Source organism: Parvibaculum sp., from assembly GCF_049671045.1.
GTDB lineage: Bacteria > Pseudomonadota > Alphaproteobacteria > Parvibaculales > Parvibaculaceae > Parvibaculum.
Window position 1 is genome coordinate 17,695 of sequence record NZ_JBATUH010000113.1, and the last position, 22,781, is coordinate 40,475.

Consider the following 22,781-nt stretch of genomic DNA (forward strand, 5'->3'; position numbering starts at 1 on the left):
CAAGTGAACCATTTCGAATATCGCGGCGGCATCCTGCATGCTGAGGATGTCGCGATCCCCGAGATCGCCGAGGCGGTCGGCACGCCGTTCTACTGCTATTCGACGGCGACGCTGACGCGCCACGCGCAGGTCTTCATGGACGCCTTCAGGGGCCAGCCGGCGCGGCTCTGCTACGCGATCAAGGCCAACTCGAACCTCGCCGTCATCGCCACGCTCGCCCGTCTGGGCGTCGGCGCCGATGTCGTCTCCGAAGGCGAGCTACGCCGCGCGCTCGCCGCCGGGATCGCGCCCGGCAAGATCGTCTTTTCCGGCGTCGGCAAGACCGCGGCCGAAATCGCCTTCGCGCTCGAAACGGGCATCGACCAGTTCAATGTCGAATCGGAGCCGGAACTCGACCTGCTCTCCGCGCTCGCCGCCGCGCGCGGGCTCACGGCGACCATCGCCATCCGCGTGAACCCCGATGTCGACGCCAAGACGCATGAGAAGATCGCGACCGGCAAGGCGGAAAACAAGTTCGGCATTTCGTGGAAGCGCGCGCCCGCCGTCTATGCGCGCGCCCGCGAGCTTCCCGGCATCGAGGCGAGCGGCATCGACGTCCATATCGGCAGCCAGCTGACCTCGCTCGAACCCTTTGAAGCCGCCTTCCGCCGTGTCGCCGAGATGGTGGCCGACTTGCGCGCGGAAGGACACGCCATCAGCCGCATCGACCTTGGCGGCGGCCTCGGCATTCCCTATCGCGGCGACAACGATATTCCTCCGCATCCAGATGAATATGCGGCGATGGTCAAGCGCACGGTCGGCCATCTCGGCTGCGAGATCACCTGCGAGCCGGGCCGCCTCATCGTCGGCAATGCGGGCATCCTCGTCTCGCGCGTGATCTACGAGAAGCGCGGCGACGACAGAAACTTCCTCATCGTCGATGCCGCGATGAACGACCTCATCCGCCCCACCCTTTATGACGCCTATCACGAGATCAGGCCCGTTTCGGAGCCATCCGGCGGCAGCGAAGAGACGGCCTATGATGTCGTGGGCCCCGTCTGCGAGACGGGCGATTTCCTCGCCAAGGGGCGCACCCTGCCGCGCCTCATGGCGGGCGATCTCGTCGCCATCATGTCGGCGGGCGCCTATGGCGCCGTTCAGGCATCCGAATACAATACGAGGCCGCTCGTGCCCGAAGTGCTCGTCAACGGCGCCGACTATGCCGTGGTGCGCGCGCGCCCAAGTTATGACGAAATCCTGAAGCAGGATATCATTCCGCAATGGATCGGGCCTGTGGCATCGCCGAAGCGCTAGGGCCGGTTCCGCGATAGGCGGGGGGCATGATTTTTCCCGGAAAGTCTGCAAGCTTCCCGCACCATATTCCGGTATCAGGCCCGGCAAGAGGCGCGAGATTTGAGCGGCCCCGATAGCAAAGAGCCCGAGCACAACGCTCCCGCGAGGGTCGCGCGCCGATTGCCGCCGCGCGTCGAGCGGCGCATCGGGATCGCGCGCATCCTCCTCGTCTGGGAGGCGCTCTGGCCCGTGCTGTGGCCGCCTGTGGGGCTCGCCGGCATTTTCCTCAGCCTTGCCCTTTTCGGCGCCTTTCAGCGGCTCCCCATGGCACTCCACTGGGCGCTGCTCGGCGCCTCGGCCCTTCTCATGGCGTGGCTCGTCTGGCGTGGGCTCATGGGCCTGCGCTGGCCGGGGCGCGACGCCGCCTTGCGCCATCTGGAGCGCGTGTCGGACCTCCCGCACCGGCCGCTCGCCGCCTATGAGGATCTTCCCGCGCCCGGCAGCGGCGACGCCGCGCTGTGGCGCGCCCACCAGAACTGGGTCGCGGAGCGCCTTCGGAAGCTGAGGCTCGGCCTGCCCTCGCCCGGCCTTGCCGCGCGCGACCCCTATGCGCTGCGCGCGATCGTGGCCCTGCTCCTCGTCGTGGCGCTTGCGGGCACCGGCGACGGGCGGATTCGGCGCGTCGCATCAGCCCTCCTGCCCGGCGTCGGCGCGGCAAAGACCCTCTCCATCGAAGCCTGGGTCACGCCCCCCGCCTATACGGGGCGCGCGCCGATCTATCTGAGCCGCGCCGAACTCGGCGAGACGCCGGCGAACGGCGAAACGCTCACCGTGCCCGTGAACAGCGTCTTTTCGATCCGCGTTCACGGTCCCCGCAACCCGCCGGCGCTCCAGACGGCCTCCGGCGAGCGCGGAGAGCGCAGCAAGCCCGAACTGCTGGAAGATACCGGCGACCGCAATTACATCGTCGACACGAAGCTCGCCGATGCGACCGAATTCGCGCTCACCGTCGGCGGCCGCGTCGTCCGCAGCTGGAACATCGCCGTCATCCCGGACGAGAAGCCCACCATCGCGCTCACCAAGCCCATCGAGAACACGGCCACCGGCTCGCTTCGTTTTGCCTACAAGGTCCATGACGACTATGGCGTGGTGAGCGCCGAGGCGCGCATCGCGCTCGTGGCGCCGCCGCCCCCGCCGCCCGCCGCCCCGGCTCCGAAGCCGAAGCCCGGCGCCGCGAAACCGGCCGCTCACACGAAGCCCGTGCCGCATGTCACCCCGCCCGTCATCAGGCTGGCGCTGCCCACGCTCCGGCCCCGCGATGCGAGCGGCGAAACCTATGTCGATCTCACGCCGCACCCTTGGGCGGGCCTGCCGGTCACCATCACGCTCGTCGCCGAGGACGACGCGAAACAGGAAGGCATGAGCGAGCCCGTCGCCATGACGCTGCCCGCCCGCGACTTCAGGAAGCCGCTTGCCGCCGCCATCGTCGAGCAGCGCCGCGCCCTCGCTCTCGACCCCGCATCGACACCCCGCATCGCCAGCGTCATCGACGCTTTCACGCATGATCCGGAACGCTATATCGACGACACCACCGTCTATCTCGCATTGCGCTCGGCCTATTGGCGGCTCACCAGCGCCGGACATGAGAGCGACCTCAACGGCATTTTCGATCTCCTCTGGGCGACGGCGCTCCATATCGAGGATGGCGACCTCTCGCTCGCCGAGAGCGATCTGCGCCGCGCCCGCGACGCGCTGAACGACGCGCTCGCCAGGGGAGCGGGCAATGACGAAATCGAGCGGCTGCTGGACGAACTCAAGGAAAGCTTCAAGCGCTACATGGATTCGCTTGCCGCGCGGGGCGGCAACATGCCGAACCCGATGGAGCAGTTCGCGCCCCGCGACGGCCAGACCATCGACCGCGATCAGCTCGAGAAGATGCTGAGCGCCATCAGCGAGCTTGCCCGCACGGGCGCGCGCGAACAGGCCAAGGCCATGCTCGAGCAGTTGCAGGCGATCATGGAAAACATGCGCGTGCCGCAGCAGGGCAACGAGGCCATGAGCGAGAGCGAGCAGGCGATGGCGCAGGGCGTCGATCGCATGGGCAAGCTCATCGACCGGCAGCGCCAGCTCATGGACGAAACCTTCCGCCAGAGCGGCCAGGGCAATCAGGGCGGCGCGGGCGCGCAAGGCGAGAGCGGCACGGGCGGCAAGGCGGGCGGAAAGCACGCAGGCAAATCCCTCGAGGAGCTGAAGCGCGCGCAGGAGGCGCTGCGCCAGGAGCTCGACGGCATCATCCGCGATCTCGCCAAGACGGGAACGAAGATACCCTCATCTCTCGACAAGGCGGGCCGGTCGATGGAAAGCGCGGGCGAGCGCCTCGGCGAAGGCCGCGCCGACCGGGCGACGGGCGCGCAGGGGCAGGCGATAGCGGGCCTGCGCGAAGGTGCGCAGGGGCTTGCCGATCAGCTGATGCAGAGCATGGCGGGACGCCGTGGCACGACCGGACGCGGCAATGGCAGCACCATGGACCCCCTCGGCCGCTCGCTGCCGAGTTCCGGCACCGATCTCGGCGCCGATGTCGCCGTGCCCGACAAGATCGACATTCAGCGCGCGCGGGAGATCATCGAGGAATTGCGCCGCCGCGCGGGCGAACTTGGCCGGCCGAAGATCGAACTCGACTATCTCGACCGCCTGCTGAAGCGCTTCTGATTTCAGCGCGGGCCTTGCGCCAGCGCTGCTTCGACGCGCTCGACAAGCTCGTCGAGCGTGAACGGCTTGAGCAGAATGTCGCTGATGATTGCCTCGAGCCCGTGGGCGCGCTCGCGCTGGTCGGAATAGCCCGTCATGAGCAGGATCGGCATGTTCGGCGCGTCGCGCGCAGCGGCAAGCGCCAGCGAGATGCCGTCCATCACCGGCATCAGAATATCGGTGAGCAGAAGCTCATGCGGCCTGCCGCCCGCCCGCGCCCGCCCGAGCGCCGCAAGAGCCTCGCTGCCATCGGCGGCCGCCTCCACCTCATGGCCGACCCCTTCGAGCGCCCGCGTGATGAAGGCCCGGACGCTCGGCTCGTCTTCGGCGATGAGAATGCGCGCCATCGCTCACTCCTCCACGAAGCCGACGAAGGGAAGCTGGCGGAACGCATGGGCCGCATCCATGCCATAGCCGACGACGAAAACATCCGGGCATTCGAAGCCGACGAAATCGGCCTTCAACTGGGTGGCGAGCTTGCCCGGCTTGTCGAGCAGCACGCAGGTCAGGATCGTGCGGGCATGGCGCGCCGCCATCAGATCCCTGGCGAAGGCGAGCGTACGGCCCGATTCGAGTATGTCGTCGATGATGAGAACGTCGCGCCCCTCGATGGGGACTTCCGTGTCGCGCAGGATCTTCACCTCGCCGCGCGAGGTGCGGCCCGCGCCATAGCTCGACAGGCTGAGAAAATCCATGTCAGGCGCCGCCCCAGCATCATGGAGCGCGCGCATGAGATCGGCGGCGAAGACGAAGCTCCCCTTGAGGATCGGCACGATGAGGGGCCGGGGCCCCATGCGCGCCACGATCTCGCGCGCAAGCTCATGCACGCGTGCCGAAAGAGCCTCGGCCGAATAGAGGACGGAAATGCGCGCATCGCCGGCGCAGGGCCCTGCCATGCGTCAGTGGCCGGCGGTTTCGGAGGGCAGCACCTTCTCGCTCGCGGCCGCCTCTCCCTCGGCTTCGCCCTTTGCGGCTTCGCCCTTTGCGGCTTCGCGATCCTCGTCCTTCTGCACGAAGCGCAGTTCGAGATCGCGCGCCTCGACCGGCGGGCTCGAAAGCCGCGTGACGAAGCTCGCCGCTTCCATGGGGGCGATGTCCTTCTCCACAAGCGCGAAGGTCCAGTGATAAAGCTCCCGCTGGTGCTGATCGAAAAGCGCGACCCTGAGGCGCGGCACGGCGCGCCGCTCGCCGCTCACATTCACGACCTCGCCCTTGATCGCGAGAACGGGCAGGCCGTTCTCCGTCTGGCGCTCATAGCCGACGCCGCGCAATTCGAAGCCGCGCAGATTGATGGGCTTGTCGACCGCCGCATAAAGCGTCGTCGTCGCGGGCCACCGCACGGCGATGTCCTGCCGCCAGTGCCAGCCCGCATAGGCGGTGCTGGCGACAAAGCCGACAAGCAGCACCCAGCCAATGGCGCCGAGCACGCGGCCGCGCCGTGTCGAGGCGGCGTTGTGAATGAAGGCGCGGAGCCTGCCGCCATTGCCGAGCTGCGAGGGCGGTGCCGCGTCGGTAGCGGATGCGTCCTCGCCCGCCCCGGCCTGCGCATCGGCTGGCACATCGGCAGGCATTTCGGCTCGGGCATCGGCCTGCCCATCGGCAGCGGCCGGAACCTCGGCCTTGCTCTTGAAGAGCGGCCCGCCAGCCGGGAGGACGGGCAGAGGCTCGGCCACGGGCGCTTCCGCCTCGCCTGCCGCAGCCGCCGCATCCGCGAAGCCAATGTCGTCTTCCACCGCCGGTTCGCCTTTGCGGGGCAGATCGGTCGGCGGCGCCTGATGCCAGCTATGGCCGCATCTGGCGCATCGCACCTTGCGTCCCGAGGGCGCAAAGGAGGCCGCATCCACCGGATAGCGTGTCGAGCAGGACGGGCAGGTAATGATCATCCGGGTATTTGCCGAAACTTTGAGCCGTGAACGACCGGGGGCGCGCTTCGAGGCTCCCCGCGGGATGCCTCTTCGCCAAAGCCTATTGAAACCCGCATCATGGTTAAAGTCCGATTAAGATCGGAGCACCGGCGCGTGTGTTCCGGCATTCCGCAAGCTTCCGGCAGCGTTCATCCATGATACCTTTCAGCGCATGATTCGCTTCGAGAATGTGGGCATGCGTTATGGCATGGGGCCGGAAATCCTGCGCGATGTGAGCTTTCACCTCGCCGCCGGCTCCTTTCACTTTCTCACCGGCCCGTCCGGCGCGGGCAAGACCTCGCTGCTGAAACTGATGTTTCTCGCCTCGCACCCCTCGCGCGGCCTCATCACCATGTTCGGGCGGGATGTCGCGACGCTCCCCCGCGCGGAGCTTCCCGACCTCCGCCGCCGCATCGGCGTCGTCTTTCAGGAATTCCGCCTGCTCGATCATCTGAGCACCTATGAGAACGTCGCGCTGCCGCTGCGCATTCAGGGCCGGCCGGAGGAAAGCTACCGCGCCGATGTGAAGGAGCTTCTCTCCTGGGTCGGCCTCGGCGAGCGCATGCACGCAAAGCCGCCCACGCTTTCGGGCGGCGAGAAGCAGCGCGCCGCCATCGCCCGCGCCGTGGTCGCCCAGCCCGACGTTCTGCTCGCGGACGAGCCGACCGGCAATGTGGACCCGGAAATGGGCAAGCGGCTCCTGCGCCTTTTCGTCGAGCTCAATCGCCTCGGCACTTCGGTCCTGATCGCCACCCACGATCATGCGCTGGTCGAGGCGGCGGGAGCGCCCGAACTCGTGCTCAACAACGGGAGGCTCGCCATCCGTGGCTGATCCTGCCGCAGCGCGCCGCAGCGCCCATCACGAGACGGCCGAAAGGCGCGGTCCGGGCGAAAGGCTCAGGGCGCTCATCGTCGAGACGCGGAGCGTCATGCCGGCGGCGGGCGCAACCGGCCTCCCGCTCATTCTCGTCGTCGCCGCCATGTGCTTTCTCGCAAGCCTCGCCCTCGGCACGGCGCTCACGGTGGGCCACACCTCGGCCGAATGGGCGCGCGAGCTTTCGGGCGCCCTCACCGTCGAGGTGAAGCCCTCGCCCGCGATGTCGCAGGCCGACCAGACGGACGCCGTCCTCAATGTACTTTCGGGCACGCAGGGCGTGCTTTCCGCCCGCGCGCTCACCAGCGCCGATGTCGCGGGCCTGCTCGAGCCCTGGCTCGGTCAGGGCAATGTGACCGAGGACCTGCCGCTGCCGCATCTCGTCGATGTGCGGATCGACCCCAACTCGCCGCCCGATTTCGACGCGCTGGCGGAACGCATCGCCGCCGCAGCGCCGGGAGCCCGGCTCGACACGCATCGCCGCTGGCATGCCGAACTCATCCGCACCGCGCATTCCGTCGAATGGCTCGCCTATGCCGTGCTCGCCGTGGTCGCCGCGACGACCATCGCCATCGTCACCTTCGCGACGCGCGCCGGTCTTTCCGCCAATCGCGAGGTTGTCGAGGTTCTGAATCTCATCGGCGCGCGCGACCGCTTCATCGCCGCGGAGATCGAGCGCCATTTCCTTCATCTCGGCCTCAGAGGCGGCGCCATCGGCCTTGCGCTTTCCGTCGCGACCTTCCTCGCGCTCGGGCAATACGGCCATGCCACGAGCCTCTTCCTCGTTCCGGCTTCGGGCCTGCGTCCGGAATTCTATCCCGCGCTCCTTCCCGTGCCGCTCATCGCCGCCCTCGTCGCCCTCGTCACCGCGCGGCTGACCGTCATCAGAACGCTCCACCGCCTGCTTTAAGCCTCCCGGCTCTATGCTACAGTCGCCCCGTTTCGGGCCCCGGACGCTGGATCGGTGCGTAATTTTGCAGGTAGGGGAAAGATGGCGGCGGAGACTGCGCTGCGAGGCGGATTGAGGCGACGAATCGCGCGCGGCCTGACGGGCATCGCGGGCCTTGCGCTGACTGCCTATGTCGTTGGCTTTTTTGTCTTTGCGGCCGAACTCGACCGCAAGGCGCCGGACAGCGTGCCCGTCGCCGACGGCATCGTCGCGCTGACGGGCGGCGAGGGCCGCATCACCGAAGCCTACAAGCTGCTCGAAGACGGCAAGGGCCAGCGGCTGCTCATCACCGGCGTCCACCCCGAAGTGAAGATCGGAACCGTCAGGCGCATGATCGCGGGCCCGGCCGGAAAGTTCGACTGCTGCGTCGATGTCGGCCGCCAGGCCGAGAACACCATCGGCAATGCAAACGAGACGGCCGAATGGGTGCGCACGCATCAGTATCGCTCGATCATCCTCGTCACATCGACCTATCACGTGCCGCGCGCGACGCTGGAGCTGAAGCGCGCCATGCCCGGCATCTCGATCACGCCCTTCCCCGTCGTGCAGGACACGCTGCATCTCGACGGCTGGTGGGATTTTCCCGGCACGACGAAACTGCTCGTGGCCGAATATTCGAAATATCTGCTGACGCTCGCCCATGCCCGCCCGCTTCTGCGGCGGCCGGAGATCTGAGGCTGAAAGGAACACCCCCGCTTGCTCTGGCTTCGCTCCATCGCCTTCAACCTCGCCTTCTACCTCACGACCGTCGTCATCATCGTCGCCGCGACGCCGCTCCTCGCGCTGCCGAGGGGCTCATCGGTCTGGGCCATGAGGCAGTGGTCGCACCTCACGATGTGGCTCCTGCGCGTCGTCGCCGGCACCCGCTACGAGATCAGGGGCAGGCTCCCGGAGGGCGCCGTCCTCGTCGCCTCCAAGCATCAGTCCATGTGGGACACGATCATCTACACGGCGATCCTCAACGACCCCGCCATGGTGATGAAGCAGGAGCTTCTGTGGATCCCCTATTACGGCTGGTTCTCCCGCAAGACCGACATGATCGCCGTCGACCGGGGCTCGGGCGCCAATGCGCTCAGGCGGCTCGTGTCGCAGGGCAAGGCGGCGGCGGCGGCCGGCCGGCCGATCGTCATCTTTCCGGAGGGGCACCGCGTCGCGCCGGGGGCGGCACCCGACTACAAGCCCGGCGTCGCCGCCCTTTACCGCCAGCTCGGCGTGGCCTGTGTGCCCGTGGCCGTCAATTCCGGCCTCTTCTGGCCGCGCCGGAAGTTCCTCCGCCGCCCCGGCACCATCCTCATCGAATTTCTGGAACCGATAGCTCCGGGCCTCGACCGGCAGGCCTTCATGGCCGAACTCGAGACCCGCATCGAGGGGGCGACCGGAAAACTCCTCGGCGAAGCCGGCATGCCAGGCTGAGCGCCGCGGCGCGGCTCTTGTGGACAGTTTCGTCCGCCCTGCCTGTGGAAATCGGGGATAACGGTAATCATATAGACATTTCAGGCTTTTAACCTGTCTCAGCCTGTGGCTCGTTCTGGACAAAAAGAGAACATTGACCCGGCCGAACCGCTGGGACTAGGCTGCCCCTCTCAACCGAAGTCGAAGGCCGCCATGCATCCGATCGCCGAACAGATCTGGGATATGAAATACCGCCTCCGGGGCGAAGACGGGACCCCTGTCGACCTGACCGTCGAGGACACCTGGACGCGCATCGCCAATGCGCTTGCCGAGGCCGAGGCGCCCGAGGCGCGGGCCGAATGGGCCGGGCGCTTCCGCGACGCCCTGACGGGCTACCGCTTCCTCCCGGCGGGCCGGATCATCGCGGGCGCGGGCACGCGCCGCGACGTCACCCTCTTCAACTGCTTCGTCATGGGCGAGATCCCGGACACCATGGCCGGCATCTTCGAAAGCCTGAAGGAAGCCGCCCTCACCATGCAGCAGGGCGGCGGCATCGGCTACGACTTCTCCTCGCTGCGCCCCCGCGGCGTGCCCGTGAAGGGCGTCGGCGCCGACGCCTCCGGCCCCCTCTCCTTCATGGATGTCTGGGACGCCATGTGCCGCACCATCATGTCGGCGGGCTCGCGCCGCGGCGCCATGATGGCGACGATGCGCTGCGACCATCCCGACATCGAGCAGTTCATTGACGCCAAGCGCGAGGCCGGCCGCCTCACCATGTTCAATCTCTCGGTGCTGGTGACCGACGCCTTCATGGCGGCGGTGAAGGCCGATGCCGACTGGCCGCTCGTCTTTGGCGGTCAGGTCTTCAAGACGCTGAAGGCCCGCGCGCTCTGGGACCGGATCATCTCCGCGACCTATGCCTATGCGGAGCCCGGCGTCATCTTCATCGACCGCATCAACGCGCGCAACAATCTCCATTATTGCGAGACGATCCACGCGACGAACCCCTGCGGCGAGCAGCCCCTGCCGCCCTATGGCGCCTGCCTGCTCGGCTCGATCAACCTTGCCGCCCTCGTCCGTGATCCGTTCACGGAGAAGGCGCGGATCGACGAGAAGGAACTCGACGGCCTCGTTCGCGTCGCCATCCGCGCGATGGACAATGTGGTCGATGTCTCGCGCTTCCCGCTGCCACAGCAGGCGCATGAGGCGCAGGCCAAGCGCCGCATCGGCCTCGGCGTCACGGGGCTCGCCGACGCGCTCATCATGTGCCGCAGCCGTTACGGCGCGCCCGCCTCGATCGGGCTCATCCGCAAATGGATGCACGCGCTCTCGCGCGCCTCCTATCTCGCCTCCGTCGATATCGCGAAGGAGAAGGGCGCCTTCCCGCTTTATGACCGCGACGCCTATCTCGCGGGCGAGACCATTGCCACGCTCGACGAGGATGTGCGCGAGGCGATCGCGCAACATGGCATCCGCAACGCGCTCGTCACTTCCATCGCGCCGACGGGCACGATCTCGCTCTTCGCGGGCAATGTCTCGTCGGGCATCGAGCCCGTTTTCGCCTATTCCTACACGCGCAAGGTGCTGATGCCCGATGGCACGCGGCGCGAGGAGCAGGTGGTCGATTACGCGGTGATGAAGTTCCGCGCGGCGTTCGGCGAGACGGCGGCGCTGCCCGATTATTTCGTCAACGCGCAGGAACTGACGCCGGCCGAGCACATCGCGGTTCAGGCCGCCTGCCAGGACTATATCGACAGCTCGATCTCCAAGACAATCAACGTGCCGGAGGACATTTCCTTCGAGGCGTTCAAGGACGTCTACATGCAGGCCTATGAGCAGGGGCTCAAGGGCTGCACCACCTACCGCCCGAGCGATGTGCGCGGCTCCGTGCTCTCGGTCGACACCGCCCCGAGCGCCGGGGAGGTGCAGCCCGCCCTGCCGCTCGACGCGCCGCAAAAGCCCGCGCCCTATGAAAAGGGCGGCGTCGTCTATATGTCGAAGCCGCTCGAGCGCGAGACGGTGCTGCCGGGCTTCACCTACAAACTGCAATGGCCGGAAAGCGACCACGCCATCTACATCACCATCAACGACATCGTGCAGGACGGCAGGCGCCGCCCGTTCGAGATCTTCATCAACTCGAAGAACATGGAGCACTATGCCTGGACGGTGGCGCTGACGCGCATGATCTCGGCCGTCTTCCGCCGCGGCGGCGACGTGACCTTCGTGGTGGAGGAGTTGAAGGCCGTCTTCGATCCGCGCGGCGGCTCATGGATGAAGGGCCGCTATGTGCCGAGCCTTCTCGCCGCCATCGGCGAGATCATCGAGCAGCACATGATCGACACGGGCTTCATCGCGAAGGAGGACGGCCACCCGCTGAAGGAAGCCGTCCGCGCCGTTATGGGCGAAAAGCCCGAACAGGGCACGGGCGCGGCGAATCTCAAGGGCTGCCCGCGCTGCGGCGAGCGGGCGATGATCCGGCAGGAAGGCTGCGAGACCTGCACCTCCTGCGGCTTCTCGAAATGCAGCTGAGTCTAACAAGCACTTGAAAAGCTGAGGTCTTTTTCAGCGTCAGCCAAATCATGTGAACTATATGAAGGATTCGGTTGACCTTCGGGCGATCCGTCGCAGAATTATGGAGTGAGGGGGGGAATAAAGGACTCGGCGCAATGAGTTCTGTTTCCCCTTTTTTTTGTAACGTGAGCTGTCGCACGAATGAGCGACGACAGATGGTCGGGGCGAGGGGCCACGCTTTGGGCGGCTACCCTCTGCGTGGTTCCCACTCGCCCCATATCGGTGCCCTCGTGGTGGAAACGGTAGACACAGTAGCTTTGCAAGCTACCACCTGAGCGGGTTTGTCGGTTCGAATCCGACCGGGGGCACCAATTTCGTCGCTGAATTTAGACGCGAATAAGAGACCATCCACAATTAGCCAACACGGCTTTTGAGACATCATACAGTAATCACGTACCTTGAAATATACACCAAAAATGTAAATTTTAGCGCACCTGCAAATTGCTGTAATTTCCCAGGTTAGCGCAGACATTGCGGCGAGCGGGCGATGATCCGGCAGGAAGGCTGCGAGACCTGCACTTCCTGCGGTTTTTCGAAATGCAGCTGAGCCAGCGGCTCCCATAGCCCCGGGGGCCAGAGTCAGAAGCTCCGAGCTTGCGGCACTGGATCCGGGGACAGGCCCGGGATGACGGTTGAAGAGTTTCACCTTCCCTCAATGTCACCCCGGCCCGCCCGTCCCGGCGAGCCCGTCCAATTTGAAATAAATTGACCACCGCGAAGCCGGGAAGCCTTAACGCCCGGCAACTATCTTCATCCGGAACCGCTGCCCGCTTCCGGATGGACGCATGTTTTCCGCACGGGACAAATTTCCGAATTTCAGACGCGCCCGGCACGCGCACGGGCCTTACCGCAAGAACTCGCACGGCGCTCCGCAGGGGCGGGGCCGGGCAAGGCGTGCGCAGCCGTCTTTCGTGCTTGTGACGGTCCTCTTCGCCATCTGCGTTTTCGGCCTCGTCTATTACTTCCCGCACCCGGCGGCGATACGCTCGCGCATGGCGGCGCTGCCCGCGTCCGCGACTCCAGGCGCCTTTACCTGCACCGTGACCGGCGTCCATGACGGAGACGGCCCCATCTATTGCGCCGAGGGACCGAAAATCCGCCTTCATGCGATCGCCGCGCGCGAACTCGACGAAACCTGCCTGCGCGGACATCCATGCCCCGGCGCTTCGGGGGCGGCCGCCAAGCGCGCGCTCGAGGCGCTCGCGCTCGGTCAAAGGCTCACCTGCGAAGCGACCGGCACGAGCTATGGCCGCGTAACCGCCATCTGCCGCACATCGGCCGGCACGGAACTCAACTGCGCCATGGTGCGCGGCGGCTATGCGATCCGCTGGAACAAGTTTGATCGACAGCGCGCGATTTGCGGGTAACATCGCGCCATGCCCGCGAAAGACACGGGGCACCGGCCGCAAAGGGACATCGTCGCCATGCGAACGCTTCTGGTCAGCGCGTGCCTTGGGCTTCTCTCCGCGCTTGTGCTCGTTTCACCCGCCCGCGCCGACGACATAGATTGCGTCTCGACCACCTTCCGCGTCATGGGCGCGAACGACAAGGTCTGCGTGTCCGGCTTCGATGACGAGAAAGTGGGCGGCGTCACCTGCTACATCGCGCAGGCCCGCACGGGCGGCATGTCGGGCATGGTGGGGCTTGCCGAAGACCCTTCGCGCTTCTCGCTCTCCTGCATCCAGACCGGCCCCATCACCGCCGACCTCGCGAAACTCAAATCGCGCGAGAAGGTCTATTCCGAAAAGACCTCCGTCTTCTTCAAGCACACCAAGGTCTATCGCATCGTCGACACGAAGCGGCAAACGCTCGTCTATCTCGCCATCAGCGACAAGATCATCGACGGCTCGCCCTTCAACGCGGTGGCGAGCGTGCCCGTGAAGCCATGGACGGGCCGCTGAGGCAAATGCGCGGTCTCTTCCATCATCTCGACCTCACCGTTTCCGACGTGGCGCGCGCCGCACCCTTCTACGATGCCGTGCTCGGCCATATGGGCTATCGCCGCTGGACGGAGGATGAGAACGGCATCGACTGGGAGCATGCGGCCTCGCCCGGCCATCTGCCCACCATCGGCATCTTCGCCGCGAAAGGCGAAGGCAGATCGCGCCGCCACGACCGCTACTCGCCCGGCCTTCATCATGTCGCCTTCATCGCGGAAAGCCGCGAGGATGTCGACGCGCTCCACAGGCTGCTCGTCGCGATGGATGCGACCGTGCTCGATCCGCCTGCGGACTATCCCGAATATGGCGAAGGCTATTACGCCGTCATGTTCGCGGACCCGGACGGGCTCAAGCTCGAATTCGTCTTCGAGCCGCGCCCCGCATGACGCCTCTCCCAATATCGAACGGCGAGGCCCGCCGCCTCTTTCTCGACCGTCACGCGCTCGGGCCCCGCGCCGCTCACGCGCTCGATCATGAGGAAACGCTCGCGCTGGTGCGCAAGCTCGGCTTCGTGCAGCTCGATTCCGTCAACACGGTGGAGCGCGCCCACCACATGATCCTCTTCTCGCGCGCGGGCGGATACAGGCGCGAAACCCTCCACGCGCTCCACCACGAACGCCGCGCGCTTTTCGAGCACTGGACGCACGACGCCTCGCTCATCCCCATCGAGTTCTACCCGCACTGGCATCACCGCTTCCGCGCGGCGAAGGCGCGTATCGATCATCCCCGCTGGCGCCAGCGCTTCGGCCCCGAGCCCGAAAAGGCGATCCGCAATGTGCGCGCCCGCATTCGCAAGGAAGGCGCGCTCGCCGCGCGCGATTTCGAGGACAAGGGCGAAGGCGGCTGGTGGGGCTGGGGCCCCTCGAAGACGGCGCTCGAATATCTCTGGCGCACGGGCGAACTTGCCATCGCGCGGCGCGACGGTTTCGAAAAGGTCTATGATCTCGCCGCGCGCGTGATCCCGGACGAATGGCGCAAGGCGCGCCCCACGCGCGGCCAGACGATCGACTGGGCCTGCCGCGAGGCGCTGGAACGCCTCGGCATGGCGACGCCCACGGAGATCGCCGCCTTCTTCGACCTCGTCGAGATCGCAGAGGCGCGGACCTGGGCGAAGGAGGCGCTGCGCCGCAAGGAGATCGTCGAGGTGACGGTCGAAGGCGCCGACGGCATGCGGAAACCGGCGCTCGCGCTGCCCGGCATCGAGGCGCGGATCACCGCGCTCGACGAGATGCCGGAAAGCCTGCGCCTTCTCTCGCCCTTCGATCCCGCGATCCGTGACAGAAAACGCACCATCCGCCTTTTCGGCTTCGACTACCGCATCGAGATCTTCGTGCCCGAGGCGAAGCGCCGCTACGGCTACTATGTGCTGCCGATCCTCGAAGGCGACCGCTTCGTCGCGCGCGCCGATCTCAAGACGCATCGAGACAAGGGCCTGCTCGAAGTGAAGGGCATGTGGCTCGAACCGGGCATGAAGCTCGACAAGGTACGCAAGGCCGCGATCGAGGACGCGCTTGGCGAGCTTGCCCGCTTCACGGGCGCCGATCGGGTCGCGGCAGGCGCTCCGCTACGGCGTGCCAGAGGCGCGTGAGCTCGCGGTCGGCGATGCCCGTTTCCTCCAGATGGCGGACCGTGCTTTCGAGATAGTCGGGATTCCGGCCCGACCTTCCCTCCGCGCCCGCGACGATTTCGACCTGCCGCTCGAAGGGAAGCGCACCCGCATATTGCGGATGCCTGCGATCGACGATGAAGCAGAGCGCCTCGACACGGCGCCTCTCATCGACAAGCTCGACGTTTTTCAACGCTTCGACATAAACCGATGTCACCTGCTCGCGCGCCTGCAGATAGCGCCGCGTTTCCTCCGCCCGCGAAGCCGCCACGCGAAAGGCGACGCCCCGGCAGGCTCCGCCCGCATCGAGGCCGAAAACCAGTCCCGGCCGCTCCGGCGTGCCCCGGTGCACATGGCTGTAAACGCAGAAGGAACGGCGATAGCCCCTGAGAAGCGCGGGCCTGCGCTCCTCATGCTCGAAACCCGGCCGCCACATCAGCGACCCATATCCAAAGACCCATAAATCCTGCATCCTGTGCCCCGGAAGCATGTTCTGGATTTCAAGAACGGCGCGGCGGATATTATCGACACCATGACGAGCACACCACCCGACACGAGAAATGCCGCAGCTGCGTTTCCATGGCGCATTTTCGGGCCGACGCTTGTTCTCATGGCGGGGCTCGCCGCCTATTCGGCCTATTGGTATGTCGCCGCAGGCAAGACGCGCGAGGCGATCGAGCGTTTCGCCGCCGCGCCTGCCGAGAAGATCGCCGTCGGCTGGGACGCCTTTTCGATCTCCGGTTTTCCCTATCGCATCGAGGCCGCCTTCGTCGCCCCCGTCATCCGTGCGCCGCACGCGCCGGAAGCATGGGAATGGTCGGCTGAAAATCTCGAAGCCGATTTCCTGCCCTACAATCTCCGCCACGTCGTACTGAAGATCGATGGCGGGCAGCTTCTGAAATATCGCGACGTGTCCGGGCCCGCGCGGCAAACGCACTGGGTGAGCATGATTTCGGACGGCGCCTGGGCGAGCTATGTCGCCATCGACGGCGCTCCGGTCGGCCGGCTTGCCATCGACATCAACAATCTCGTCGCGTTGCGCGATACGGGCACGGACAAGCCCGCGGCCAAAGCGGGCGCGGGAAAGGAAGGCCGCTTCGCCGCCGGACGCCTCCAGCTTCATGCGCAGCCCGCGGCGGCCGAACCTGGAAGCCCGCCCGCGCCGGGCGACGCGGCAAGCTATGACATCGCGCTGCAGGGCGACGATATCGACCTCGAGCGCCTCGCCGCGTCGCAGGTTCTCGGCGAGCGCATGACGCTTTTTGCCGCGCAGGCGCGCTTGCGCAACCTGCCCGCAAGCGCCAATGCGAGCCCGGTCGAGATGTCGCGCGAATGGCTCGCCAATGGCGGCAAGCTCGCCATCTCCGATCTCGCCATCAAATGGGGCGCGCTCGACCTCATGGCCCAGGGCGAAGTGACGCTCGACCGGCAGATGCGGCCGGAAGGCCGCCTCGATGCCGCCATCGCGGATTATGCAGGGCTCGTGAACGCGCTTGTGAAGGCGAAGGTCGTCAAGGAGAAGGATGCGCGCGTCGCGCTTGTCGGCCTCGGCCTTGTCGCGCAGTTGCAGGGCGACAAGTCGGGCCGGGTCCATGTTCCTGTACTGATGAAGGATGGAAGGCTCTTCCTCGGCCCGCTGCTCGTCGCGACGCTCGACCCGCTCTTCTAGCCGCGCCCGCCTCCGGGGCCGGCCTGGCCCGGATTGCGGCCGAAATTCGGGGCGGAAACGTCCTGCCCCGCATCGATGATGGCGCGGCGGACGGCGCGCGTCCGCGTGAAGAGCGCGAAAAGTCCCTCGCCGTCGCCCCAGCGGATCATGCGCTGCATGGCCGAGAGATCTTCCGAGAAGCGGCCGAGCATTTCGAGGATCGCGTCCTTGTTGTTGAGGCAGATGTCGCGCCACATGGTCGGATCGGAGGAGGCAAGGCGCGTGAAATCACGAAAGCCGCCGGCGGAATATTTGATGACCTCGGACTCCGTCACCGTTTCGAGATCGTCCGCAGTGCCGACGATGTTGTAGGCGATGAGATGCGGCAGATGGCTGACGATGGCGAGCACCAGATCGTGATGCTTCGGCTCCATCACATCGACCTTCGAGCCGCAGGCCTCCCAGAAGGCGGTGAGCTTCGTGAGCGCGGCCCGGTCCGTGCCCGGCACCGGCGTCAGAATGCACCAGCGCCCGTCGAAGAGTTCGGCAAAGCCCGCATCGGGGCCCGACTGCTCGGTGCCCGCGATCGGATGGCCGGGAATGAAGCTGACGCCTTCGGGCACGAAGGGGCCGACATCGCGGATGACCGCCGTCTTGACCGATCCCGCATCGGTGAGGATCGCGCCCTTCTTCAGATGCTTCTCGATGGCGGCGGCGACATCGCCAAGCGCGCCGACCGGCGTGCAGAGCACGACGAGATCGGCATCGCTCACCGCTTCGGCGAGGCTTGCGGCGGCGCTGTCGATGAAGCCGAGGTCAAGCGCGCGGCGCCGCGTCGCCTCGCTCGTCGCATAGCCGACAATGTGATCGGCGAGCTTGCCGCGCTTTACCGCATAGCCGAGCGAACCGCCGATGAGGCCGAGGCCCACAATGGCGATACGCGCGAATTTCGGGTCGGCGCTCATGCGCGCTTCCCCATGAATTCGGCGAGCGCGGCGACGACGAGGCGGTTTGCCTCCTCCGTGCCGACGCTGAGCCGGAGATGCTGCGGAAGCCCGTAGGAACCGACCTGGCGGAGGATGAGCCCGCGCGTCATCAGGAAGCGGTCGGCATCCTGTGCCGTCTTGCCCGCTTCTTCGGGGAAACGGATGAGCAGGAAATTCGCAACGCTCGGCGCGACCTCGAGGCCGAGCTTGCCGATCTCCTCGCTGAGCCATGCGAGCCATGTCTCGTTATGCGCGCGCGCCTTCTCGAAATGCGCGATGTCGCGGATCGCCGCGATGCCGGCCTCGAGCGCCGGAACGGAGACGTTGAAGGGGCCGCGGATGCGATTGATAACATCGACGACATGGGCCGGCGCATACATCCAGCCGAGCCGAAGCGCGGCGAGGCCGTAAATCTTCGAGAAGGTGCGCGTCATCACCACATTGTCCGACGTCGCCACAAGCTCGATGCCGCTTTCGTAATCGTTCTTGCGCACATATTCGCAATAGGCGGCATCGATCACGAAGAGAATGTCGGGACGAAGCCCGGCATGGAGCCGCTTCACCTCGTCGACCGGCAGATAGCTCCCCGTCGGATTGTTGGGATTGGCGAGGAAGACGATCTTCGTCCGTGGCGTCACCGCGGCGAGGATCGCATCGACATCGGCGCGCAGTCCTTTCTCGCGCACCGAAACGAGCTTCGCGCCCGCCGCCCTTGTGACGATCGGATAGACGAGAAAGCCGTGCTCGGTCGCGATCGCCTCGTCGCCCTCCCCGAGATAGGCCTGGGCGAGAAGGTGCAGCAGCTCGTCCGAACCGGCGCCGCAGACGATGCGCTCGGGATTGAGCCCGAAGCGCTCGGCGATCGCCCGGCGCAATTCGCCGGCCGAGCCTTCCGGATAGCACTCGAGCGCGCCCGCCGCCGCAATGAAAGCCTCGCGCGCGCGCGGGCTCGGCCCGAGCGGCGTCTCATTGGCCGAAAGCTTGAAGACCCGCCCCGCGCCATGCGCCTGCGCGCGGCCCGCGACATAGGGCTCGATCTCGAGAATGCCCTTCTGGGGCAGAGGGTGCGTCATGGTCACTCGCCATCCTTTGCGCGCTGAACGGGGTTCGCATAGCCGCCGATGACGGAGGCGGTTTCGATCGCCCCATCCGACGCGAGCGCGGCAATGCGCGGGTCGCCCGCATCGAGATGGCCTGCCACCGCGAAGAGATTGTGATGAAGGGCCTGGCCGTCCTTCGTCGCCGCAACCGCGATCCGCCTTGCGGCAAGCCCCGCCGCCTTGACCCGCGCCGCGATCGTCGCCTCGCTCACATCGCCCTCGGTCGCGACCGCGACAAGGCTCGTATCGTCTCCGGTCGGCTCGAACTCGGCCTGCGCGACGACGAGGCCGCGCACGGCCTCCGCGTCGTCCCCGATCTCGAGGAAAGGCACACGCCCGACGACGCGCGGTCCCTCCGCGCCTCCCCCCGCCAGCGCCGGCCACCAGTCGCCGCCCGCATAATTGCCGGGCTCGGGCAGAATGCCGATGGCGGAACGGTCATGCGAGACGCGCCGCAGCACGTCGCGCGCCGTCTCATGAAGCTCCATATCGGTCGACGAGCCGTAATAGCTGCGCGCCAGATCCCAGAAGGCGAGATCCCGGTCGGCGCCGAAGACATCGACCCGGAACGGCCCCTGGATGCGCGTCATGGTGCAGATGATCTCGCGCCAGATGCGGAAGACGACCTTGAGCGGCAACTGCCCCCTCTGGCGACCGGCAAGGCGGCGCAGCACCTGCGCCTCGCGGCCCGGCCGGAAGGCGATGAAACTGCCCTGCCCCTCGGCGCTGGCCGCCCGGGCCTTGGCTTCCGCGACCTCGACGACAAGCTCGGTCCGCTTCATCAGCAGGTCCTGGATGGCGTCGTCGATCGTGTCGATCTCGCGCCGGACCTCGGCGAGCGCCTTCTCGGGATTCATGGTCTTGCTCGACATGGGGCTCAGCTCTTCAGGGGGCTCTCGTCACAAGGCTCCCGGCGGCGATCCGGCTGGCCGGAACGGGACTCTGGATTGAAGGCGGAAGGCCCCCACGCCCCGCCCGCAAGAGGGGTATTCATAAGCGGCGCACCCGGCAAAATCAAAGAAAACATTGACATTTAGCGGGCCTGGTCCCTAGCTATGCAGCCTGCCGCCGGGGGTCCGGAATGGTCCTGGCCCAGCGCCCGTCTGACCCTGCCGCCCGTGGCTTGCTCCGAGATTTTAGGGAAAGATAGCCGGGCGATGAGCAAGAGCCGAGAGCTGAAAACCGGGCCCACCGCCGCGGCGGACGGGGTCGAGGCCGTGAGCGCCGTCGAGACCTTCGGGCCCGAGACGCCGCTGGCGCTCGACTGCGGCGTCAGCCTTTCACCCTTCACCATTGCCTATCAGACCTACGGAACGCTCAACGCCGACAAGTCGAACGTCGTCCTCGTCTGCCACGCGCTGACGGGCGACCAGTATGTCGCGAGCCGCCATCCGATCACGGGCAAGCCCGGCGGCTGGTGGCCGCAGATGGTGGGTCCGGGCCTGCCCATCGACACGAACCGCTTCTTCGTCATCTGCCAGAACGTCATCGGCGGCTGCATGGGGACGACGGGGCCGATGGACATCGACCCCGCGACCGGCAAGCCCTATGGCCTCTCCTTCCCCGTCATCACCATCGGCGACATGGTGCGGGCGCAGGCCATGCTGCTCGACCGGCTCGACATCAAGGACATTTTCTGCGTCATCGGCGGCTCCATGGGCGGCATGCAGGTGCTGCAATGGGCGGCCGCCTATCCCGAGCGCGTCTTCTCGGCCATTCCGATCGCGACCGCCGCGCGCCACTCCGCGCAGAACATCGCCTTCCACGAGGTCGGCCGGCAGGCGATCATGGCCGATCCCGAATGGAGAGGCGGCGCCTATCTCGACGAAGGCACGACGCCGGCGAAAGGTCTCGCCGTCGCGCGCATGGCGGCGCATATCACCTATCTCTCGGAGGCGGCCCTTCACCGCAAGTTCGGCCGCAATCTGCAGAACCGGGAGAAGATCACCTATGGCTTCGACGCCGATTTCCAGATCGAATCCTATCTGCGCCATCAGGGCTCGACCTTCGTCGACCGCTTCGACGCCAATTCCTATCTCTACATCACGCGCGCCATGGATTATTTCGATCTCGCGGCCGATTACGGCGGCGTGCTCGCCAACGCCTTCAAGGGCACGGCGACGCGCTTCTGCGTCGTCTCCTTCACATCCGACTGGCTCTTTCCGACCTCGGACAATCGCCAGGTCGTGCAGGCGCTCAACGCGGCGGCCGCCAATGTGAGCTTCGTCGAGATCGCGACCGACAAGGGCCATGACGCCTTCCTGCTCGACGAACCGGAAATGTTCTCGACCCTCAGGGGTTTCATCGGTTCGGCCGCCAAGCGCCGGGGGCTGGCGGAATGACGGCAAGAGACGTGACGGCCTCCAATGGCGGCAATAACGGCCATGCGCAAAGCCGCGTCGATCTCGCGCTCATCGCCGAGATGATCGCGCCTAATGTGCGCGTGCTCGATGTCGGCTGCGGCGATGGCGAGCTTCTCGCACTGCTCGCGCGAACGAAGAATGTCGACGGGCGCGGCATCGAGCTTTCGCAGGAGGGGGTCAATGCCTGCGTTTCGCGCGGGCTCTCCGTCGTTCAGGGCGATGCCGATACCGACCTTCGCACCTATCCCGACGATGCCTTCGACTATGTGATCCTGAGCCAGACCATCCAGGCGACGCGCAATCCGCGCGAGGTGCTCCAGCAGATGAAGCGCATCGGCCGCCGCGCCGTCGTCTCCTTCCCCAATTTCGGCAACTGGCGCGTGCGGCTTCAGCTTCTCTGCTCCGGCCGCATGCCGGTGACGCGCACGCTCGGCCATGCCTGGTACGACACGCCGAACATTCACCTCTGCACGGTGCGCGACTTCGTGGCGCTTTGCGAGGAAGTCGATTTCAATATCGACGATGCGGTGAGCGTCAGCGGAAATCGCGCGCGCCGCGTCGGCCGTCCCGGCCGCATCGACAATCTGCTCGCCGAGGACGCGGTGCTGCTGCTGTCGCGGAAATAATCAGCGGTCGTCTTCCATGTCCTTCTGCCAGCCGCGCGGCACCGGCGTCATCGCCCGCACGCGCTGCCGGATCGCGGCCATGCAGCGCGCCTCCGGAATGGGCGTCGCCGCATAGATCTGCTTCGTCGCCTCGACGAGAATGACGCCGGCGAAGCGCGGCCAAAGGAAAGTGCCCACGCGCTCCCATGCGCGCGCCGAGCGCATCAGCGGCCGCAGATCGAAGGGCGGCACGAAAAGCGCCACCTCCCAGCCCGCCGGGCTGAACATCGATTCGCGCAGCGCCTGCGTGATCTGGCCGCGCGAGAAAGGCTGCCCCTGCCCGAAAGGCGTCGCCTCGCGCCGCGCCCAGAGGCCGCGCCTGTTCGGCACCACGATGAGCACCCGCCCGCCCGGCGCCAGCACCCGCCACACCTGCCGCAGCATGGCGCGCATCGCCTCGCTCGCCTCGAGCCCATGCACGATGAGAACGCGGTCGATGCTCTCGTCCTCGAGCGGCAGTTCCTTTTCATCGACGAGGCCGGTGAGGCAGCGCCCCTCGGGCGGCCAGCGCAGAACGCCCTGCTGCGCCGGCATGAGGCCGACGACGCGCTCCGCCTCGCCCAGAAATGATCCGAGATAGGGCGTGGCGAAGCCGAGGCCGAGCACGGAAAGCCCCTTCACATCGGGCCACATGGCGCGAATCCGCCGGCCGATCAGCGCGCGTGCGACCCGCCCGAGCGCCCTGCCGTAAAAATTCCTGAGATCGATGACATCCATCGGCATGCGGGAACCCTAGCAGATTCTCCCTGACGCTTCGTTGCAC

22 protein-coding genes and 1 tRNA gene are annotated in these 22,781 nt (G+C 66.6%); 15 read left to right on the forward strand and 8 right to left on the reverse strand.

Annotated elements, in window-relative coordinates:
• Positions 1-3 precede the first annotated feature (3 nt).
• Both lysA and WBG82_RS13255 read left to right on the forward strand, forming a co-directional pair.
• On the forward strand, positions 4-1,293 hold the full coding sequence (gene lysA, locus WBG82_RS13250) for a diaminopimelate decarboxylase (protein ID WP_424424987.1): 1,290 nt from the start codon (positions 4-6) through the stop codon (positions 1,291-1,293).
• Between the two features lie 99 nt (positions 1,294-1,392).
• A complete protein-coding gene (locus WBG82_RS13255) occupies positions 1,393-3,981 on the forward strand; it encodes a TIGR02302 family protein (protein WP_424424988.1) in 2,589 nt (862 codons plus the stop codon).
• A gap of 2 nt (positions 3,982-3,983) precedes the next feature.
• Here WBG82_RS13255 and WBG82_RS13260 read toward each other — a convergent pair whose 3' ends face one another.
• The 3 genes from WBG82_RS13260 to WBG82_RS13270 are packed head-to-tail and all read right to left on the reverse strand — an operon-like array spanning position 3,984 to position 5,903.
• Complete coding sequence (locus tag WBG82_RS13260) at positions 3,984-4,367, reverse strand: response regulator (protein WP_424424989.1); 384 nt, start codon at positions 4,365-4,367, stop codon at positions 3,984-3,986.
• Between the two features lie 3 nt (positions 4,368-4,370).
• Positions 4,371-4,916 (reverse strand): hypoxanthine phosphoribosyltransferase, encoded by a 546-nt coding sequence (gene hpt / locus WBG82_RS13265; protein ID WP_424424990.1) that lies wholly within the window; start codon positions 4,914-4,916, stop codon positions 4,371-4,373.
• Between the two features lie 3 nt (positions 4,917-4,919).
• Entirely contained in the window at positions 4,920-5,903 is a 984-nt protein-coding gene (locus WBG82_RS13270; RefSeq protein ID WP_424424991.1) for a DUF3426 domain-containing protein, read from the reverse strand.
• 193 nt (positions 5,904-6,096) lie between these two features.
• Here WBG82_RS13270 and ftsE point away from each other — a divergent pair, with 193 nt between their 5' ends.
• The 10 genes from ftsE (at position 6,097) to WBG82_RS13320 (ending at position 15,238) form a co-directional block, all read left to right on the forward strand.
• Complete coding sequence (ftsE, locus tag WBG82_RS13275; protein WP_424424992.1) at positions 6,097-6,756, forward strand: cell division ATP-binding protein FtsE; 660 nt, start codon at positions 6,097-6,099, stop codon at positions 6,754-6,756.
• Positions 6,749-7,708 carry a cell division protein FtsX gene (locus WBG82_RS13280; protein WP_424424993.1) on the forward strand — a complete coding sequence of 320 codons (960 nt, stop codon included), beginning with the start codon at positions 6,749-6,751 and terminating at the stop codon, positions 7,706-7,708. Before ftsE ends, WBG82_RS13280 begins: the two co-directional genes overlap by 8 nt.
• A 111-nt stretch (positions 7,709-7,819) precedes the next feature.
• Positions 7,820-8,422, forward strand: coding sequence for a YdcF family protein (locus WBG82_RS13285; protein ID WP_424424994.1), 603 nt, complete (start codon positions 7,820-7,822; stop codon positions 8,420-8,422).
• Between the two features lie 21 nt (positions 8,423-8,443).
• Positions 8,444-9,160: a lysophospholipid acyltransferase family protein gene (locus WBG82_RS13290; protein ID WP_424424995.1), complete on the forward strand. Its 717-nt coding sequence runs from the start codon at positions 8,444-8,446 to the stop codon at positions 9,158-9,160.
• A 192-nt stretch (positions 9,161-9,352) separates the two neighbouring features.
• Positions 9,353-11,668 (forward strand): adenosylcobalamin-dependent ribonucleoside-diphosphate reductase, encoded by a 2,316-nt coding sequence (locus tag WBG82_RS13295; protein ID WP_424424996.1) that lies wholly within the window; start codon positions 9,353-9,355, stop codon positions 11,666-11,668.
• Positions 11,669-11,934: 266 nt separating this feature from the next.
• Positions 11,935-12,021 (forward strand) — tRNA-Ala (locus WBG82_RS13300).
• Positions 12,022-12,621: 600 nt separating this feature from the next.
• A complete protein-coding gene (locus WBG82_RS13305; RefSeq protein WP_424424997.1) occupies positions 12,622-13,077 on the forward strand; it encodes a thermonuclease family protein in 456 nt (151 codons plus the stop codon).
• A 57-nt stretch (positions 13,078-13,134) separates the two neighbouring features.
• Positions 13,135-13,611 carry a CreA family protein gene (locus tag WBG82_RS13310; RefSeq protein ID WP_424424998.1) on the forward strand — a complete coding sequence of 159 codons (477 nt, stop codon included), beginning with the start codon at positions 13,135-13,137 and terminating at the stop codon, positions 13,609-13,611.
• Between the two features lie 5 nt (positions 13,612-13,616).
• Entirely contained in the window at positions 13,617-14,036 is a 420-nt protein-coding gene (locus WBG82_RS13315) for a VOC family protein (protein ID WP_424424999.1), read from the forward strand.
• On the forward strand, positions 14,033-15,238 hold the full coding sequence (locus WBG82_RS13320; RefSeq protein WP_424425000.1) for a winged helix-turn-helix domain-containing protein: 1,206 nt from the start codon (positions 14,033-14,035) through the stop codon (positions 15,236-15,238). Before WBG82_RS13315 ends, WBG82_RS13320 begins: the two co-directional genes overlap by 4 nt.
• Here WBG82_RS13320 and WBG82_RS13325 read toward each other — a convergent pair.
• Positions 15,180-15,692, reverse strand: a complete 513-nt coding sequence (locus tag WBG82_RS13325; protein WP_424425001.1) for a gamma-glutamylcyclotransferase — start codon at positions 15,690-15,692, stop codon at positions 15,180-15,182. The genes WBG82_RS13320 and WBG82_RS13325 overlap by 59 nt on opposite strands.
• 96 nt (positions 15,693-15,788) lie before the next feature.
• Here WBG82_RS13325 and WBG82_RS13330 point away from each other — a divergent pair, with 96 nt between their 5' ends.
• The gene (locus WBG82_RS13330; RefSeq protein ID WP_424425002.1) at positions 15,789-16,925 is read left to right on the forward strand and encodes a DUF2125 domain-containing protein; all 1,137 of its coding nucleotides are present in this window, start codon (positions 15,789-15,791) and stop codon (positions 16,923-16,925) included.
• On the opposite strand, the gene WBG82_RS13335 is transcribed toward WBG82_RS13330, so the two are convergent.
• The 3 genes from WBG82_RS13335 to pheA are packed head-to-tail and all read right to left on the reverse strand — an operon-like array spanning position 16,922 to position 19,862.
• A complete protein-coding gene (locus WBG82_RS13335) occupies positions 16,922-17,869 on the reverse strand; it encodes a prephenate/arogenate dehydrogenase family protein (protein ID WP_424425003.1) in 948 nt (315 codons plus the stop codon). The two genes, WBG82_RS13330 and WBG82_RS13335, sit on opposite strands and share 4 nt — an antisense overlap.
• Positions 17,866-18,963 (reverse strand): histidinol-phosphate transaminase, encoded by a 1,098-nt coding sequence (hisC, locus tag WBG82_RS13340; protein WP_424425004.1) that lies wholly within the window; start codon positions 18,961-18,963, stop codon positions 17,866-17,868. Before hisC ends, WBG82_RS13335 begins: the two co-directional genes overlap by 4 nt.
• A 2-nt stretch (positions 18,964-18,965) precedes the next feature.
• Positions 18,966-19,862, reverse strand: a complete 897-nt coding sequence (gene pheA, locus WBG82_RS13345) for a chorismate mutase (protein WP_424425005.1) — start codon at positions 19,860-19,862, stop codon at positions 18,966-18,968.
• Positions 19,863-20,147: 285 nt separating this feature from the next.
• Between pheA and metX the strand changes: the two genes are divergently transcribed.
• Both metX and metW read left to right on the forward strand, forming a co-directional pair.
• Positions 20,148-21,332, forward strand: coding sequence for a homoserine O-acetyltransferase MetX (metX, locus tag WBG82_RS13350; protein WP_424425006.1), 1,185 nt, complete (start codon positions 20,148-20,150; stop codon positions 21,330-21,332).
• Positions 21,329-21,979, forward strand: a complete 651-nt coding sequence (gene metW / locus WBG82_RS13355; RefSeq protein WP_424425007.1) for a methionine biosynthesis protein MetW — start codon at positions 21,329-21,331, stop codon at positions 21,977-21,979. The genes metX and metW overlap by 4 nt, the downstream gene beginning before the upstream one ends.
• On the opposite strand, the gene WBG82_RS13360 is transcribed toward metW, so the two are convergent.
• Positions 21,980-22,741, reverse strand: coding sequence for a class I SAM-dependent methyltransferase (locus WBG82_RS13360; protein ID WP_424425008.1), 762 nt, complete (start codon positions 22,739-22,741; stop codon positions 21,980-21,982).
• Positions 22,742-22,781 lie beyond the last annotated feature (40 nt).

Bases quoted from the DNA above. Each gene is read 5' to 3' on its own strand.
- WBG82_RS13260 (WP_424424989.1), bottom strand. From the start codon at position 4,367: ATGGCGCGCATTCTCATCGCCGAAGACGAGCCGAGCGTCCGGGCCTTC.
- hpt (WP_424424990.1), bottom strand. From the start codon at position 4,916: ATGGCAGGGCCCTGCGCCGGCGATGCGCGCATTTCCGTCCTCTATTCG.
- WBG82_RS13270 (WP_424424991.1), bottom strand. From the start codon at position 5,903: ATGATCATTACCTGCCCGTCCTGCTCGACACGCTATCCGGTGGATGCG.
- ftsE (WP_424424992.1), top strand. From the start codon at position 6,097: ATGATTCGCTTCGAGAATGTGGGCATGCGTTATGGCATGGGGCCGGAA.
- WBG82_RS13295 (WP_424424996.1), top strand. From the start codon at position 9,353: ATGCATCCGATCGCCGAACAGATCTGGGATATGAAATACCGCCTCCGG.
- WBG82_RS13310 (WP_424424998.1), top strand. From the start codon at position 13,135: ATGCGAACGCTTCTGGTCAGCGCGTGCCTTGGGCTTCTCTCCGCGCTT.
- WBG82_RS13315 (WP_424424999.1), top strand. From the start codon at position 13,617: ATGCGCGGTCTCTTCCATCATCTCGACCTCACCGTTTCCGACGTGGCG.
- WBG82_RS13320 (WP_424425000.1), top strand. From the start codon at position 14,033: ATGACGCCTCTCCCAATATCGAACGGCGAGGCCCGCCGCCTCTTTCTC.
- WBG82_RS13325 (WP_424425001.1), bottom strand. From the start codon at position 15,692: ATGTGGCGGCCGGGTTTCGAGCATGAGGAGCGCAGGCCCGCGCTTCTC.
- WBG82_RS13330 (WP_424425002.1), top strand. From the start codon at position 15,789: ATGACGAGCACACCACCCGACACGAGAAATGCCGCAGCTGCGTTTCCA.
- WBG82_RS13335 (WP_424425003.1), bottom strand. From the start codon at position 17,869: ATGAGCGCCGACCCGAAATTCGCGCGTATCGCCATTGTGGGCCTCGGC.
- hisC (WP_424425004.1), bottom strand. From the start codon at position 18,963: ATGACGCACCCTCTGCCCCAGAAGGGCATTCTCGAGATCGAGCCCTAT.
- pheA (WP_424425005.1), bottom strand. From the start codon at position 19,862: ATGTCGAGCAAGACCATGAATCCCGAGAAGGCGCTCGCCGAGGTCCGG.
- metX (WP_424425006.1), top strand. From the start codon at position 20,148: ATGAGCAAGAGCCGAGAGCTGAAAACCGGGCCCACCGCCGCGGCGGAC.
- metW (WP_424425007.1), top strand. From the start codon at position 21,329: ATGACGGCAAGAGACGTGACGGCCTCCAATGGCGGCAATAACGGCCAT.
- WBG82_RS13360 (WP_424425008.1), bottom strand. From the start codon at position 22,741: ATGCCGATGGATGTCATCGATCTCAGGAATTTTTACGGCAGGGCGCTC.